This is a genomic window from Streptomyces aurantiogriseus, assembly GCF_014649375.1.
In the GTDB taxonomy this organism is placed as follows: Bacteria; Actinomycetota; Actinomycetes; order Streptomycetales; family Streptomycetaceae; genus Streptomyces; species Streptomyces aurantiogriseus.
In genome coordinates this window covers 434,278-448,529 of the sequence record NZ_BMSX01000001.1, presented here as the reverse complement: position 1 = coordinate 448,529, position 14,252 = coordinate 434,278, and the positions used below count along the sequence as shown (strand labels likewise).

15 protein-coding genes and 1 tRNA gene are annotated in these 14,252 nt (G+C 68.4%); 8 read left to right on the top strand and 8 right to left on the bottom strand.

Annotated elements, in window-relative coordinates:
* Positions 1–69: 69 nt before the first annotated feature.
* Positions 70–369, bottom strand: coding sequence for a hypothetical protein (locus tag IE263_RS02120; protein ID WP_229910756.1), 300 nt, complete (start codon positions 367–369; stop codon positions 70–72).
* A 28-nt stretch (positions 370–397) separates the two neighbouring features.
* The gene (locus tag IE263_RS02115; RefSeq protein WP_189931512.1) at positions 398–1,186 is read right to left on the bottom strand and encodes a GntR family transcriptional regulator; all 789 of its coding nucleotides are present in this window, start codon (positions 1,184–1,186) and stop codon (positions 398–400) included.
* A gap of 110 nt (positions 1,187–1,296) precedes the next feature.
* Between IE263_RS02115 and IE263_RS02110 the strand changes: the two genes are divergently transcribed.
* The 3 genes from IE263_RS02110 to IE263_RS02100 are packed head-to-tail and all read left to right on the top strand — an operon-like array spanning position 1,297 to position 2,568.
* Positions 1,297–1,704, top strand: coding sequence for an NUDIX hydrolase (locus IE263_RS02110; RefSeq protein WP_189932016.1), 408 nt, complete (start codon positions 1,297–1,299; stop codon positions 1,702–1,704).
* Between the two features lie 46 nt (positions 1,705–1,750).
* Positions 1,751–2,179 (top strand): ATP-binding protein, encoded by a 429-nt coding sequence (locus IE263_RS02105; RefSeq protein WP_189931510.1) that lies wholly within the window; start codon positions 1,751–1,753, stop codon positions 2,177–2,179.
* On the top strand, positions 2,173–2,568 hold the full coding sequence (locus IE263_RS02100) for a hypothetical protein (protein WP_373311837.1): 396 nt from the start codon (positions 2,173–2,175) through the stop codon (positions 2,566–2,568). Before IE263_RS02105 ends, IE263_RS02100 begins: the two co-directional genes overlap by 7 nt.
* 40 nt (positions 2,569–2,608) lie before the next feature.
* On the opposite strand, the gene IE263_RS02095 is transcribed toward IE263_RS02100, so the two are convergent.
* Together IE263_RS02095 and IE263_RS02090 are read right to left on the bottom strand one after the other, a co-directional pair.
* Positions 2,609–4,417, bottom strand: a complete 1,809-nt coding sequence (locus IE263_RS02095; RefSeq protein WP_189931509.1) for an IS481 family transposase — start codon at positions 4,415–4,417, stop codon at positions 2,609–2,611.
* A gap of 547 nt (positions 4,418–4,964) precedes the next feature.
* On the bottom strand, positions 4,965–5,138 hold the full coding sequence (locus tag IE263_RS02090) for a hypothetical protein (RefSeq protein WP_189931507.1): 174 nt from the start codon (positions 5,136–5,138) through the stop codon (positions 4,965–4,967).
* Between the two features lie 1,112 nt (positions 5,139–6,250).
* Between IE263_RS02090 and IE263_RS02085 the strand changes: the two genes are divergently transcribed.
* Both IE263_RS02085 and IE263_RS02080 read left to right on the top strand, forming a co-directional pair.
* Positions 6,251–6,673 carry a hypothetical protein gene (locus tag IE263_RS02085; RefSeq protein ID WP_189931505.1) on the top strand — a complete coding sequence of 141 codons (423 nt, stop codon included), beginning with the start codon at positions 6,251–6,253 and terminating at the stop codon, positions 6,671–6,673.
* A gap of 475 nt (positions 6,674–7,148) precedes the next feature.
* Positions 7,149–7,571, top strand: coding sequence for a hypothetical protein (locus IE263_RS02080; RefSeq protein ID WP_189931503.1), 423 nt, complete (start codon positions 7,149–7,151; stop codon positions 7,569–7,571).
* A 789-nt stretch (positions 7,572–8,360) separates the two neighbouring features.
* Here IE263_RS02080 and IE263_RS02075 read toward each other — a convergent pair.
* Positions 8,361–8,732, bottom strand: a complete 372-nt coding sequence (locus IE263_RS02075) for a DUF6344 domain-containing protein (protein WP_189931500.1) — start codon at positions 8,730–8,732, stop codon at positions 8,361–8,363.
* A gap of 349 nt (positions 8,733–9,081) precedes the next feature.
* On the opposite strand from IE263_RS02075, the gene IE263_RS48190 reads away from it, so the two are divergent.
* The gene (locus tag IE263_RS48190; protein WP_003999697.1) at positions 9,082–9,210 is read left to right on the top strand and encodes a DLW-39 family protein; all 129 of its coding nucleotides are present in this window, start codon (positions 9,082–9,084) and stop codon (positions 9,208–9,210) included.
* A 203-nt stretch (positions 9,211–9,413) separates the two neighbouring features.
* Positions 9,414–10,736, top strand: coding sequence for a hypothetical protein (locus IE263_RS02065; protein WP_189931498.1), 1,323 nt, complete (start codon positions 9,414–9,416; stop codon positions 10,734–10,736).
* 3 nt (positions 10,737–10,739) lie between these two features.
* Here the strand turns inward: IE263_RS02065 and IE263_RS02060 are convergent, their stop codons facing one another.
* Positions 10,740–12,284, bottom strand: a complete 1,545-nt coding sequence (locus IE263_RS02060; protein WP_189931496.1) for a serine/threonine-protein kinase — start codon at positions 12,282–12,284, stop codon at positions 10,740–10,742.
* Between the two features lie 203 nt (positions 12,285–12,487).
* Positions 12,488–13,036 (bottom strand): helix-turn-helix domain-containing protein, encoded by a 549-nt coding sequence (locus tag IE263_RS02055; RefSeq protein ID WP_189931494.1) that lies wholly within the window; start codon positions 13,034–13,036, stop codon positions 12,488–12,490.
* Positions 13,037–13,220: 184 nt separating this feature from the next.
* Here IE263_RS02055 and IE263_RS02050 point away from each other — a divergent pair.
* Positions 13,221–13,293, top strand: a tRNA-Ala gene (locus IE263_RS02050).
* A gap of 157 nt (positions 13,294–13,450) precedes the next feature.
* On the opposite strand, the gene IE263_RS02045 is transcribed toward IE263_RS02050, so the two are convergent.
* Positions 13,451–14,155 carry a DUF5324 family protein gene (locus IE263_RS02045; RefSeq protein ID WP_189931492.1) on the bottom strand — a complete coding sequence of 235 codons (705 nt, stop codon included), beginning with the start codon at positions 14,153–14,155 and terminating at the stop codon, positions 13,451–13,453.
* Between the last annotated feature and the right edge of the window lie 97 nt (positions 14,156–14,252).

Below are 14,252 nucleotides of genomic sequence, written 5' to 3'. Positions count from 1 at the left end.
ACTCGTCTATACGAGTAAGCGTGTTGGGGTGTACGAGTTCGCTGTGCCGACGGGAACGAAGTGGCGAGGTCACCACCGAAACCGTGCCTTGCCCCCATGGATCCGGATGAGGAAATCGGTGATCGTTGATCCCCCCTCGCTCCCGGCGAGGACGAGGCCCGCCGCGCGAATGCGCTGGTCAGCCACCATGGCGGCCTCTCTATCTCCCCGCACCCAGGCCTCACGCGAGGCGTCGAAGAGCGGACGAAGCACTTCCCACTCAGGCCCCGGCTCGAAGGCGCAGTCCGTCCAGAACATGTCGATAGCCTCCATCCGGAGGGTTCCGACGAGCCGATCGCCGCACATGAGCTGCCAGCTTTCCTCGGTCACGCCGCGTCTCCCTCCTGATGCCACGGGCTCATGTGGCGGGTAGCTGGTACGCCAGGACGTACGCATCCGCCGCCATGACCGTGTCACAGACCTCGACGGGCCGCTTCTCGGCGTCGAAGGCGGTCCGGATCAGGTGAATGACCGGCACGCCGGCCGCAAGCCGCAGCGTGCGCACCTCGTCCGGCGAGGGCATCCGGGCACGGATCTCCTCCTCGAAGTGGTCGAGGCGGTGGCCCAGCTCTTCGAGCCGGGCGTAGATGCCGCCGGGGCCGGGGTTGGGTTCGGCGATCTGCGTGCCGCGGGCGATGTCGAGTGGCAGGTAAGAGGTGGCGAACTCGACCGGTCGACCGTCCAGGAGGTAGCGGCGCCGACGTGCGAGGACCCGTCGCACGGACCCGAGCCGCGCGGAGATGTCCTGACTGGCCTTCTCTTCCTGCACCTCAAGGCTGTCGACCTGCGGGTGACTGCCGGCCGCGTCGGCTTCGACGATGAACGCGGACTTCCCCTGATCGCGATGACGGCGGGCGAACCGGTCCGAGGCGAGCCGCCGCACGGGCGGTCGAGGCCGGACGAAGACGCCCTTGCCGTGCTCGGCGTGGACGAGGCCTTCCCCCTGGAGGATGGAGAAGGAGTTGCGGACCGTCATCCGGGAGACCCCGTAGTGGTCGACGAGCTCCGCTTCCGAGGGCAGCTTCTCGCCCTCCCGGAATCGCCCGCGGTCGATGGCCTCACGCAGCTGGTCGGCGATCTGTCGGAAGACCGCACGATCACTCGTGGGGTCGAGATCACCGAGCAGGCCCGAAGAAAGAGGGCTCACGTGTGTACTCCTTTAGGTATCTAGACGAGTGGGCGAGTGCTTGTTGCTACGGTGGAGAGCCTAGCCATCCGAGAGGGCCAAGGAACGTGAGCACAGAACGCCCGCACTCCGTGAGCGTGGCCGGGGTCGTCGTCGACGCCCAGGGCCGGGCCCTCCTGATCCAGCGCCGGGACAACGGCCACTGGGAACCGCCGGGCGGCATCCTCGAACGAGAGGAGACCGTTCCCGAAGCCCTTCAGCGCGAAGTCCTCGAAGAGACCGGCATCAAGATCGCGCTTCCCGCGATCCTCACCGGCGTCTACAAGAACATGACGGGCCTGATCGTCTCGCTGGTCTTCCGCTGCGAGGCAGCCGACGGCACGCCGACCACCGGCGACGAGACCCGTGCACTGCGCTGGGTGACCCGTGAAGAAGTCTCCGAACTCGCCGACGAGGCGTACGCGATCCGCGTCATAGACGCACTCGACGCGGCATCCCCGCCGGCCGTCCGCGCCCACGACGGCGTGAAACTCGTCTAGTCCGAACCCGCTGCACATGGCGGCCTACCAGCATGAAGGAACTTGTATGCACGAGTATACGAGTACTGCCCGGGTGTGGGGACTGTCTTGCCCAGGTTTCCCGGAAGAGGTCAGCCGGGCCCGCCGATGGACGCGCGACGTCCTGCGGGGCTCCCCTTTCGCGGAGGACGCCGAGCTGATCGTGAGCGAGCTCAGCGCGAACGCGATCCTCCACACGGCGAGCGGACACGAGTCGGGCAGCTTCCACCTAGCCGTCGCCGTCTCAGCCCAGGTAGTGGCGGTATCGGTTACGGACGCCGGAGGCACGTGCACGGCGCCGAAGGTCGAGCACCAGGACCAGGACGCCGAACACGGCCGCGGACTCGGCATGGTCAGCGCGATCGCCCACCGGGTCGTCGTCCACGACAGCGACGCCGGCCACACCATCACAGCGGAGCTCTTCACCGACGCACGCCGAGGAGGGCACCCGTGCTGAAGACGACGACCATGCCGGGCTTCTGGTGCGAGTGCTGGACACAACGACTCGACGGACGACGCCCACCGGCTCTCTTCGGCTCCTTCGACGCGTACTCGGCGGTCGAGGCGAACAACTGGGTGGCGACGATCCTGCGCACCATCTCGCCCGCACTCGACACGGCCGCGTCGCAGGAGGCGTGGACGCGACTCCACGACGACCGCATCGACACGAGGCGAGCCCTGTTGCGCCGGGAACCTTGGACGGTGTCCATCACGCACGTCAGCACGCGCATCACATGGACAGTCCGACCAGCACTCTTCCTGCCCCTTGCACACCGTCAGGGCGTCGAACTCCCAGCCTGCGCGAACGACTTCAAGCCCCACGCGACCGTGTCGGATCCCAGCTGATGCCTGACGTTCTGGTCCCAGGTGATGCTTGACGGTGGGCCTAGACAACATGGGAAGCCCCGTGGGGCTTGTTCGCTTTCACGTTACGGACCGGGACGTCGGTCGTGCGGCGGATGACCCGGATCTGGCCGTCCAGCTCGACGGTGATCGTCGTGTCCGACACGTGCACGGTCACGGTCCGGCCTGCGTAGGGGCGGCCGAGGGAGACAGTCTGGCGGCAGACCATGATCGTGCCGACCGCGCTGACCCGCCGCTGCACCCTCACGGGCTCGATGCCCGGACGCGGCGGCGGGCCGGCCGGACGCAAGCCCCGCAGACGCCGCACCGCCTCGGGGCTGAGCGGGTTGGGCCGCACCCGCAGCAGCTGTCGCGAGGACAGGTCGAAGAACGACAGCGTCTCGTCGTCGATCCGGATGCCGACCTGGCGGCCGCCGAGGATCTCCGCCGCCAGGACCTGGCGCCCGCCCAGGTTCACCAGCCCGCTGTTGTTCACCACCCGGTCCACCTCGAACGCCGCCCCGTCGCTGGCAGGCAGCGGGGCCGGCCCGGCCGCACGTCCGCCCCGGGCCGCCAGCTGCGCGAGATCCGCCACGGACAGGTGCGAACGCACACTCTTGATCCGCGTCCCGGCGATCAGCAGATGGATCACCGAGGTGTCGGCCCAGAACGTCACCGTCAGCCCCGAACGGGACGGACCCAGCCAGAACTGCTTGCCCGCGACCTGCAGATTCCCACTCGCAGGCACCACCCGCTCGAACTCCACCGGCCCACCCTCCTCCACCTGCACCACCTCCGGAAGAGGGGCAGCAGCGGGCACGGCTTCGGCCGGATCCGGCTCCGCAGAGGCAGTCCGCTGCTGCGGCACCAGCGCGAGCACCCCGGGCACCCTCAGGGCCAAGACGTCCTGTTCCTGCTCGGAAACCGGGGTGAACCGGTCGACCGGGGACTGCATGTCCAGGGCCTGATGCGGACGGACGGAGTTGTACTCCTCCACCCACGCATCCAGCGCCGTCTGAGCCGCCTGGACGCTCTCGAACGCGCCGCAGTCGTCCAGGAGTTCGCGCCGAAGCGTCTGATGGAACCGCTCGACCTTGCCCGTCGTGGTCGGCGACGCCGGCTGCGTCAGCCGGTGCGCGATCCCGTTCTCCCGGCAGATCCGGTCGAACAGCACCTCACCACCGTGCCCGAAACGGTCGGTGAACTGCTTGCCGTTGTCGGTGAGCACCTCTTCCGGCACCCCGAACCTCTGCAAAGCCCGGGCGAAGGCCGCGCAGACCGCCCTCCCGGTCGCCCGCTCGACCACCGACGCGATCACGCAAAACCGGGAATGGTCATCCACCCCGGTCACGACCTTGGCCTCGGTCAACTCCCCGGTCACCGGGTTGACCAGCATGACGCCGCCGACGATGTCCAGCTGCCACAGCTGCATCGGCCGATCCCGCTGCCAGCGCTTGTATTCCGACCGCTTCCGACGCCGGACTCCGGGTTCCACCAGCCCGTGACGGACCAGGATCCGATACACCGTCATCCGCGACGGCACCGGGCTCACCGCCCCGGACCGCTCCAGCACATGAGCAATCCGCCGCGGACCCCACCGAGGATGCTTGCGCCGCAGCTCACACACGGCCGCCTCCACCTCGGCAGACGCCTGATGCGGACACGAGGCCGGCCTGCGTGACCGGTCAGCCAGCCCGGCCAGACCCGAGGCCTCATACCGGGACTTCCAGCCGCTGACCGTCTGCCTGGACACACCCAGCTGGGCAGCGACCTCCGTCACCGTCGCACCCGCCAGCACCGCAAGCACAGCCCGGTATCTCTGCTCGACAACCGACAACTCCACCAGCGCCAATCCCGGCCTCCTGCCACACGCCGCAACGACGCGCACAGAAAAGCCGATCACGGCCACTGTCAACCATCAGCTGGGACCGAACTGTCAAGCATCACCCGGGACCGGACAAGCCCCACGCGACCGACTGAGTTACAACTTTCTCTACTGGTTCAAGGCGGCCCGCCTGCGGCGGGCCGCGCGCGCTGGCGGCCATGGGCCGCCGCCGCTTCCTGTCTCCGCCACCGCTGCGCCGGCCCCCGGCCACTCAGCGCGCAGCACCGCCAAGGTAGGCAGCCAGGCCCAGGAAGCAACTTGCCCAGCCCGAGCACCAGGACCAGGACCAGGCCCGACCAAGCGTGAACGCGCCGTCCGGCTGACCGCCCTTTCTCAATAGGAAAGCGTGGCTGAGGCCGGACAGGGTTGCTGGAGACACACGTGACAGATGCTCGTTCGGCGCTCCCGCCGCCGTGGCTGACTTTCGGTGGCTCAGGTCCGAACTGCGCGTCAGAGCTGGCCCACGTGCTGCGCGAGACTGCTGCAGCTCGAAGCCGACGGTGCTGGACGTCGCTCAGTTGTCCTGGGACAGGTGCTCAACCTGTTCTTCAAGTATCGATTGCGTGGCACTGGTGAAGTCTTGGACGAAGTTGGTCAGCGCCTGCGGAGGTTGGGGGGCGATCGTCCCCCACATCCAGCCGAGGAATACTACGGTGAATATGGTTAGAACTGCCGCAACGATGGTCAACCGGACAGTGGAAGCACGCTCCGCCCTCTCTTCGGCGGTTCGCTGGTGATCCTTCCTTACACGCTGGGACTGCAGCTTCCTCCTTGGTTCCTGCGTGTCTGCGCCGTCTGACGTGCGGCCTCGGCTCGCTGCGTTTTCCGTGGGGCGCTTAGCGCGAAGCGCCTTCAAGGTGTTCTCTGGCGATGAAGTCGTCACTCGCCCAATTTACGGCACCGCCTGTCGAGGACGGTGCGACGCACGTCTCCCCCGGGTTCGGCCGCAAGCGGCTCCGAAACGTGCGTTACGCACACGAAGGATATTTCCGAAGGAACCGCCGTAAGTCGCAAGTTGTGGCTTAAGGACGGCATGGTCGGGACGCCGAAGGGCGGCGCAAGCCTCAGGGACGCTGGCGATCACCGCCTCCCAATCCATAGATCGGGCCCAGTGCTGGCGTACTTGGTGCCGGTTCACGCAACGTCCACGACTTCTTGGGCCGTTCGGCCAAGCGCTTCAGATCTGTCCTTCAGCGGCCGAATCTGGCAAGCGGTCAACCTCCTTTAGAGGGCCGGGCAGGCCGTACGGTCCTGTCTGCGCGGATGGGGCAACCCTGTGAGATGAGCCATTTTCGGCCAAGAGGTGACACCGGCTCACTAGTCGCCACTTGTAACAGAAATACAGACCTCTTCCCTGCGCCGCCTGAGGGATCGCGTGCACGGAGGTGGCAGCCGGGCGTGATGTTTTCACGCCACACCTGAAACAAACCCCTGTTCTATTCGGACCGTCTCCGGCATGTTGATCACCGCGAACGGGCGATCCAGGTCTACCGCTTTCGTCGACTTCGGTCGCCGGTTGGGGTGTTGGTGTCAGGCACAGGGGAGGTGCTGTCAAGCGTGGCGTCACGGGTGGAAGCCACTTCGGTTTCTGTGGCCTGCGTGCAGCCGAGTTCCTCGACTCATGAACCAGGAACTGGCACCCCTGCAGCCATGACTGATCGGTACCGCGCCTGAGGTAGCCATTCGCAAGCGAGGGTCTGTCAAGCCCTCCACGGTGCCCGCGTCAGAGCGATGGGCTCTCTGTGGCACCTCATTCGAACTTGAGTTCGAATTTTGTCTCAAATGATCTGGGAGGGAAAGATGAACATCCAGGGAATAGCCAAGAAGGCCGTCACCGCAGCTGCCATAACTGTGTCTGCTGTGGCGCTGAGCACCGCCCCGGCCTGGGCCGGCACGAACGGCCACGCCTACACAGACTTCGAGGACTGCGGAGTTCTCTCCTGTACGACCATCGAGGCTGGTGAGGGCTTCTTCACGGCTAACGGCGACCAGTGGAAGGCCTGCGACCTCCTGTCCGACGGCGATCGCGTCATAGTCGAAGCTCGCTGGGTCAGCGGCGGGGCGACGCACATCTACTCCGCCACCGCCGCAAGTGGAACCGGAACGTGTGGCACGTACACGAAGGACATTCCCGAAGGGGTCACCGTGAATCTCAAGGTGTGGCACCAGAACGGTGCCAGCGGCACACCGAAGGATGTCACCAGCTTCAAGGGCGTCGCCTGATCTGAACCGGCTGCGGGCTGCCCTGACAGACGATTTCAGGGCAGCCCACCCCCGCGGCAGGCGCCAGACCGGTGCTGGAATGTGCGTGGTGCGAAGCCCCACTGCCATGGCGTCGCACAGCGTGGCGGCCTTCAAATAGGTCGTTCTTGCGAGGCAGAGGGCCAGCACGCGCACGTCTTTTACCGTGACGCGGCAGTTGTCCTCTCCCAACCGCTCGGCCTGTCATCGGACGAGGGCGTGCTGCGCGGTGAATGTGCCGCGTTGGTTGCGGTGGTCAGAAGCCCGCACCCGCAAGAGGTCCTCGCGCAGGTCATCTCGGAATGACGGTGCTGCGGATCTTGAAGGGTCGGTCCCATGCACGGGACCGCCGTAGGCGGGTCCTCGAACCGCCGCCCAATGCCCGCATCGGGGCGCACACCGACAAATCGCGCAATGCCGTGTCCAAAAGTATGTGGGCGAAATTATGAGAGGGACGATGAACGTCAAAGGAATAGCCGCGAAGGCCTTCACCTCCACCGCTATCGCAGTGACGGCCGTGGCTCTGGGCAGCGCGCCGGCTTCGGCTGGCACCAACGGCAGCGAATATACGCGGGCCCAGAGTTGCGGGGCCATCTCGTGCACAGCCATTCCGGTCGGTAAGGGCACCTTCACGGCCAACGGCGACAAGTGGGAGGCATGCGACCTCAGCGCCGACGGCGATCGCGTCATCGTTGAAGCTCGCTGGGTCAGTGGTGGGGCGACGCACATCTACTCTGCCACCGCCGCAAGTGGCGAGGGTACGTGTGCCACGTACTCGAAGGACATTCCTGAAGGAGTCACCGTAAACCTCAAGGTATGGCACCAGGACGGCGCGAACGGGACGCCGAAGGACGTCAACGGCTTCAAGGGCGTCGCCTGATCTGAACCGGCTGCGGGCTCCCGTCGATTTTCCAGGCCTCGGATCCTTTCTGGAGCCCTGACGGTGCGGCCTCTTGAGAAGGTGAGTGGCGATCTTGTCAAGTCCACCCCTGGCGGCTGACACCAGCGCCTGACACCAACACCCCCGAACGCCGGCGGTCACCCCCGAACCCCAGCGGACGGTCAGCCCAAGACCACGGCCGGTTGGCCACCGCTGCCGACGCCTCGCAATCGACCTGATAAGGATGAGGCCACAGGTTCAAATCCTGTTAGCCCCACCAGCGAAAAGGCCCCCAACCGATCATGGTTGGGGGCCTTTGACATCAGCGGTTGACATCAACCGCTGCGGTCGGCCGACAAGCGGGTCTTCCAGCAGCTCCGCGAGCATCGCGCCGGCTCTCCTCTCACTCTCACCGACCCCACCGACGACGACCGTCGGGCGAAGTACCAGCAGATCGCGGATCTTGCTCCGTACCGCCTCACCAGGCAGGACGTCGGCCACCTAGATCCTGTCCAGCGCCTGTTCCTTGGTTCGACGCCGAGTGCGCCGTCGGCACATGCATCGGCGACATCCGGTCGCAGTTACGAGGGGCCAATGAACCTGTGGCCCCTGTCAGCCACACCAGCGGCATCAGGGGGCCAGACCACGGCGAAGGCCCGGCGCTCCTCAGGGAGCTGCCGGGGCCTGCTTCGTGCGGGCTGTACGCAAGTCGCCGTTACGTCGTCGTGGTGCGTTGTTACGTGGTGCGTTGTTACGTCGTCGTGGTGCTGAGGGAAAGGGGGTGCGGGATCAGCGCTGGCGGGGGATCGGCGGTGTGGGATCCGCCGGGATGGATTCCGGCTCGCAGGGTGGCAGGAGATGGTCGGCGGGCTCCGCTTCCGTGCGGTGGCGGTGGCGACAGCTGGGGGACTTGCCGTGGGCCTCTGCTCGGATGCGTTGCTTCATCGTGGGGGGCAGTGACCGGGCGTGGAGCCAGGACCAGGGGGACATCGTCGACACGGTCGGGTGAGCGGTGGTGCCGCTCTTGCCGGTGTTGCGCGTCGGCTCGGTCTGCGCTACCGCCGTCGTGGCGGTCGTCGTGACGAATCCGAGCGCCGTGCACAGCGCGAGGAAGGCGGTGATGATGGCGGTCCACAGCTTCATGACTCGGTTCTCGGCCATGTCCCCTCACTTTCGGAGGCGGTCGATTTGCGTACTTTCCTCATGATGTGTATGAGGGCTCGGAAGTGGTGGACCGACGCTCGTGGCGCGGCGATGTTCCTATGAGCACCACTCCTATGGGTGCATGTAGGGAGAAAAGTTGGAGACAGGTTCATATAGGGCGACAATCGCCCTCCGTGGGGATGTGATCACCCTCCGGTCGAAGGTGTGGTCCGCTCCCCTCGACATCTCCTACAGCGCTGTCGAGGGCGGGAGTTGGGCGCCCGACGCAGGTCACCGATCGATATCGATCGGTGTGTATAGTCGGGCGCCAGAGGTCCCCTACGTCAAGGAAAGACGAGGTCGCGCGGTGAAGAAGCTTCTCCTGGTCGCACTGGCCGCCATCGGCGGGCTCCTCGTGTACCGCCAGATCCAGGCGGATCGCGCCGAGCAGGATCTGTGGACGGAGGCGACTGACTCCGTGCCCACGGGTTCGTGAGTACCGACACCGGAAACTGAACAGACCCCCGGCCGCCCCTCGTGGCCGGGGTCTTTGTGTTGCGGGGCACGCCCGCCCGAGATAGAGGCGGGCGTTTAGGACGCTCGTACGGAATGCGCGGGTGGTGCGCGGGTCGGCGGGGCAGGATGGCCCACGGTCGGGTCCGGGCAGGACCAGGTGCCGGCGAGGCGAGGGGGCGTGTGATGGGCCGGCGTGCGAGGTGGACGGCCGCGTGGGGCGTCGTGCGGCGAGTGACGGTCGTGGCCGCTGTGGTCTGTGTGACGTCGGCGGCGCTGCCGGGGACCGCCGCCGTGGCGGCGGACATGCCCTCCTACGGCTTCGACGAGGACGCCCGGAGCGTCACCGCCGCGCCGGGCACCGGCGACGCCGTACGCCTGGAACCCGGCACGACCTACCGCAGTTCCTTCACGGGCCGTGGGAAGGCCTACTACCGACTCGAACTCGACGCCGCCTCGAACGCGTACGTCTCCGTGACGGCCGTCCCCCGCGCCGACGCCACCCTCGCGAGCGGCGACGGGATCAAGGTCTCCGTGCAGGACGCCGACAGCACCGGCTGCTCCCGCGACTCCGTGACCGTCGGGGCGTCCCGGAGCCCGCGCCCGCTCACGGCCTGGGGCGCGCGCGAGATCCAGGCCGGCAAGCGGCTGTGCCAGGAGCCCGGGACGTACTACGTCGTCGTCGACCGCACCGGCACGGGCGGCGCCGAGTCCGACCTGCCCTGGGAGCTCGAGCTCGCGCTCGTCTCCGAGCCGCCGCTGGAGAAGGCCGGCGCCACGAGCGTGCCCGAGTCATGGAACTCCGCCACACCCGCGCCGGTGGCAGCCGAGCCCGTGCGCCGTCCGGGAGGCGCGGGCTTCGCCCGGGCGACGCCCTTGACCCAGGGTGTCTGGCGCGACGACATCACCCCTGGACAGACCCTCTTCTACAAGGTGCCCGTCGGCTGGGGGCAGCAGCTGTACGCCACCGTCGACCTGGACAGCGCGGAGAAGGACACCGGGTTCGTGGTGCCCGCGCTCGACCTGACCCTCTACAACCCCGTGCGCGCCGAGGTCGACGAGACGAGCATCGGCTACGGCGGCCGGCAGACGTCGACCTCGCTGCCCCCGCTGCCACCGATCCGGTACGTCAACCGGTACGCCCCCACCGACCCGACGAAGAGCCTGCGGTTCGCCGGCTCCCACTATCTCGTCGTGCATCTCGCCGCGAAGGTCGCCGACCGTTTCGGCGACGGCCCCTACGGCCTGAAGCTGCGCATCGGGGTCGGCGGAGCGGCGCAGTCCGGGCCTGGATACGCGGCGCAGTCGGCGCCGCGGGGTGTCTTCGAGGCCGACACCGAAGGCACGGAAGGCACGGAGGGCGGTGAGGTCGCGGCGGGCGGCGACACGGCCGGTGGCAGGGGCGGCGGCACCGCCATGAAGGCCGTCGCCGTGGGCGGCATCGGCACCGGCACCGCGCTGCTGCTGGTGCTCGGCGTGTGGACGGTCATGGCCCGTCGCCGGGCCTGAGGTTCAGATCCGCGCCAGCGCCCAGAACCCCACGGCGTAGCAGGCCAGCGCGAGCAGCAGGAGCGGGAGCGCGACCTTGGCCGGCGGGCCGGGGCGGCGGGGGGCGCGGGCGCGCCGGTGACCCCTACGGGCCTGTTCCGGCTTGTGAGGGGCCGAGTGCGGATCCTGAGCGGTGTACGAAGCGGTGGACGTGTCGACACGGGGCTCGGAGGGGCGCAGCGCGTAGGTGGGTTCGTGCGGGGAGACGGCAAAGGCCGGGGCGGGTGGCTGCGCCTGTGGAGGAGGGGGAGCGTAGGCGGGAGGACGAGGTGTGGGGGACTGCGCAGGCGGGGTCGCCGACAGGGAGGAGCCTGTGGGGTGCGGGGGTGGCAGGGGGAAGCTGCCGGTGTCCGACATGGAGGGAGCCGGTGTGGCAGCGGGGGCGGCTGCTCGGGGCGCCTGTCGCGCGGGCCCGCGTGGATCGGGCGGTGGGGTCACGGCGCCCGGGGTCGCGATGCCGCTCGTTCCCGGGGCGTACGCCGCCACGGAGCCCGTGCCCGCCTCTGACGCCACGGATTCCGTGCCGGGCCACGCCGAAAGGGAATCCGTGCCCGGGCCGGCGTCCGGTTCCTGCTCCGGGGCCGTTCGCTCGGAGGCCGACGGTCCCACCGTGATGCCCGAGGCGGGCTTCAGCGGGCCTTCAGGGCCGAATCCCTCGGGCAGCGGCCCGACTTGGTCGAAGATCTCGATCTGTTCGTTGTCCGGGCCGGGCTCGGGCAGGAGTTCGGCGGCCGCGGCCAGCGCCTTGCGTGCCCCCGTGGCCGTACGGAAGCGGGCCTGGGGATCCGGTTGCAGCAGCGTGGCCACGATCTGCCACAGCGGCTCCGGAATGCCCTGGGGAGCGCTCGGAGTTCCGTGTTCCGCGAAGTACTGGACGAGTGCCTTGACGTCCGGCTTGGCGCCCTCCAGGAGGTACAGCGCGACCAGGCCGACGGCGAACAGGTCGGCGGGGAAGTCGGGTTCGGAGCCCATCATCTGCTCGGGGGCGAGGTAACCGGGCGTTCCCACCACGAGGTTGGTCTCGGTGAGGCGCGGTTCGCCCAGGCGCATCGCGATGCCGAAGTCGGACAGCCGCAGCCGCGGCCGCGCCGTGCCGGTGGCCTCCAGCAGCACGTTGGCGGGCTTGATGTCGCGGTGCACGACACCTTCCGCGTGCACCGCGGCGAGCCCGGACAGGAGTTGGTCGAGGAGCGTGCAGACGAACGCGGGGGGCAGGGGGCCGTAGTCGCCGACGAGGTGGACCAGGGAACCGCCGGCGACCAGGTCCATCGTGAAGAGGACCTTGTCGTCGTCGGCGGCCCAGCTGGCGGGGGCGAGCACATGCGGATGGTCGATGCGCAGCGCCTGTTCGCGGACGAAGCGCAGCAGCGCGTGGGCGTCGCGCTGCTGGAGCACCTTGGCGGCCACATAGCGGCGGCGCCGATGGTCCCAGGCACGCCAGACGGCGCCCACCCCTCCGCGGCCGATCGGGTCGGCGAGTTCGTACCGTCCGGCGAAGACCTCACCCATGGCAGTGCGTCGCTCCTCCCCCTGCGGTTTCCCCCTGCTACCCCCTCGCTACCCCCGTGATGAGCGATACGACCCCCGTGATCCCTCGCGATCCCCCGCGTCTGCTGGTCCCCCGGTGAAGAGCGTCACCCCGCGCTCCTCGCGGCCCGCCTGCCTGCCGTCGGCCCGGTCGCCGAACCCCCTTCGGTGACCGGGCCCCGGGCTCAGCTCTGGTGGGACTGGTAGTGCGTGACCGCGTCGGAGGTGCGGCCGGCGCCGTACACCCGGAGGAACTCTGCCAGTTCCGGGTGGGTCGGGGCGAGGGTGTCGGCGGCGTCGATGATGTCGCCGGCGGCGGCCACCGAGCGCAGCAGCGACTGGATCTCGCGGACCACGCGCTTGACCGTGGGCGCCCCCGAACCGCTCGTCGTCTGCGTGGTGTTGCTGAGCACCGATCCCCCCTGCGACCTCTTGATCTCGTCCATGCGCTCGGTCGCCTCGGCGGCGCTGACGCTGCCGTCCGCGACCTGGGCCGCCAACTCCTGGAGCAGCTGCACGCGCTGCACCACGGCCGGGTTGCCGATCTTCGCCCGTTGGCCGCTCATCAGCTGCGACAGCATCGGCGCCGACAGCCCCAGTACCCCCGCGAGACGAGCCTGGTTGAGACCAAGATCGTCGATGAGCTTACGGAAGAGCGCCCCCAGCGGCTCCCCGTACCAGTTCCGCTGCAGTTCCCGCGCTCTCGCGGTGGCTTCCTGCTGTGCGGCATCCATGTGCGTCTCCCCATCGCTTCCCCAGAAAACCGCGGTTCGCTGTAGCGAACCACGCCGAGCATCTTACGGAGAGTGGTCATCCGCGGGGACCCCCAATCTTTTTGCGAGATACGGGGGGTGACCCGGTACTCTGGTCTGCGGCGCCCGCCGGTACGAGGTTGTTCCGGCCGGACGCTTGCTTTGAGGGGCCTTAGCTCAGTTGGTAGAGCGCTGTCTTTGCATGGCAGATGTCAGGGGTTCGACTCCCCTAGGCTCCACTTCCACGAAAAGCCCCTCCGACCGGCGCGACGCCGGTCGGAGGGGCTTTTCGGTGCTCAGGGCGGGCAAGGACGCCGAAGAACAACCCCTCCGGCCTCGTTTGGACGAAGCCGGAGGGGTTGTTTCACGTGAAACGTGAGCCGTGAGACGGGGGCCTCAGCTGCGGTCCTCGCGGTTCGCGGCCTCCTCCTCGGCCTCCTTCGCCTGTACCTCGGGGTCGAGGGAGGTCGTCTGGTCGGTGCCGTCCACCGAGGTCAGACCGCCCCCGGCGGGGACCTCCGTGGCGGCGGGCGGCTCGACCAGCCAGTCCGGGTTGGCCTGCTTGTCCCACCACTTCCAGGCCGCGAACGCACCCCCGGCGACGGCGCCCAGCACGGCGAGGGCCTTGGCGAGCTTGCCCGCCTTGGCACGGCGCCGGTGCTTGCGCGCCAGCTTCTGGATCTCCTTCGGCGTCACCTGCCCGCGCAGGGCGGCCAGCGCGGCGACACCGCGGGCGGCGGCCTCGTCCTTCACGGGTCCGGCCGCGGCCTTCGCCTGTTCGATCCTGGGCCGGGAGTAGTCGGCGGCCTGCCGTGCGGCCTGCCGCGTACGGGCGGCCGCCTCGTGCGCGGCATGGTCGACCTTCGGCGGGACGTGTGTCCGCGCCTGCTCCAGGCGGGGGATGACATGGGCGTCGTACTGGGCGCGGGCCTGTCCGGCCGCCTGCGACACCTTGGGCGCGAGCCGTACGCGGGCCTCATGCGCGTAGAGCGCGGCCTTCTCCTTGGCCGTGTCGGCGTAGGGCGCCACCACTTCCGCGGCGTGCAGCACGCTGTCCTTCGCCGAGCCGGTGGCGGCGCGCACGCTGTCGATGCGGGTCACGGGTTCCTCCTCCTCGGTGGCGTACGGTATTTCGACTTTCCACCCTTTTACGGATCATGCCTGCCGACGGCTGCCTGGGCATGCTCGGACGGGCATA

What these genes read in the sequence shown, in the direction of transcription:
- IE263_RS02105 (WP_189931510.1), top strand. Translation starts at nt 1,751, where the DNA reads ATGCACGAGTATACGAGTACTGCCCGGGTGTGGGGACTGTCTTGCCCA.
- IE263_RS02085 (WP_189931505.1), top strand. Translation starts at nt 6,251, where the DNA reads ATGAACATCCAGGGAATAGCCAAGAAGGCCGTCACCGCAGCTGCCATA.
- IE263_RS02080 (WP_189931503.1), top strand. Translation starts at nt 7,149, where the DNA reads ATGAACGTCAAAGGAATAGCCGCGAAGGCCTTCACCTCCACCGCTATC.
- IE263_RS02075 (WP_189931500.1), bottom strand. Translation starts at nt 8,732, where the DNA reads ATGGCCGAGAACCGAGTCATGAAGCTGTGGACCGCCATCATCACCGCC.
- IE263_RS02065 (WP_189931498.1), top strand. Translation starts at nt 9,414, where the DNA reads ATGGGCCGGCGTGCGAGGTGGACGGCCGCGTGGGGCGTCGTGCGGCGA.
- IE263_RS02060 (WP_189931496.1), bottom strand. Translation starts at nt 12,284, where the DNA reads ATGGGTGAGGTCTTCGCCGGACGGTACGAACTCGCCGACCCGATCGGC.
- IE263_RS02055 (WP_189931494.1), bottom strand. Translation starts at nt 13,036, where the DNA reads ATGGATGCCGCACAGCAGGAAGCCACCGCGAGAGCGCGGGAACTGCAG.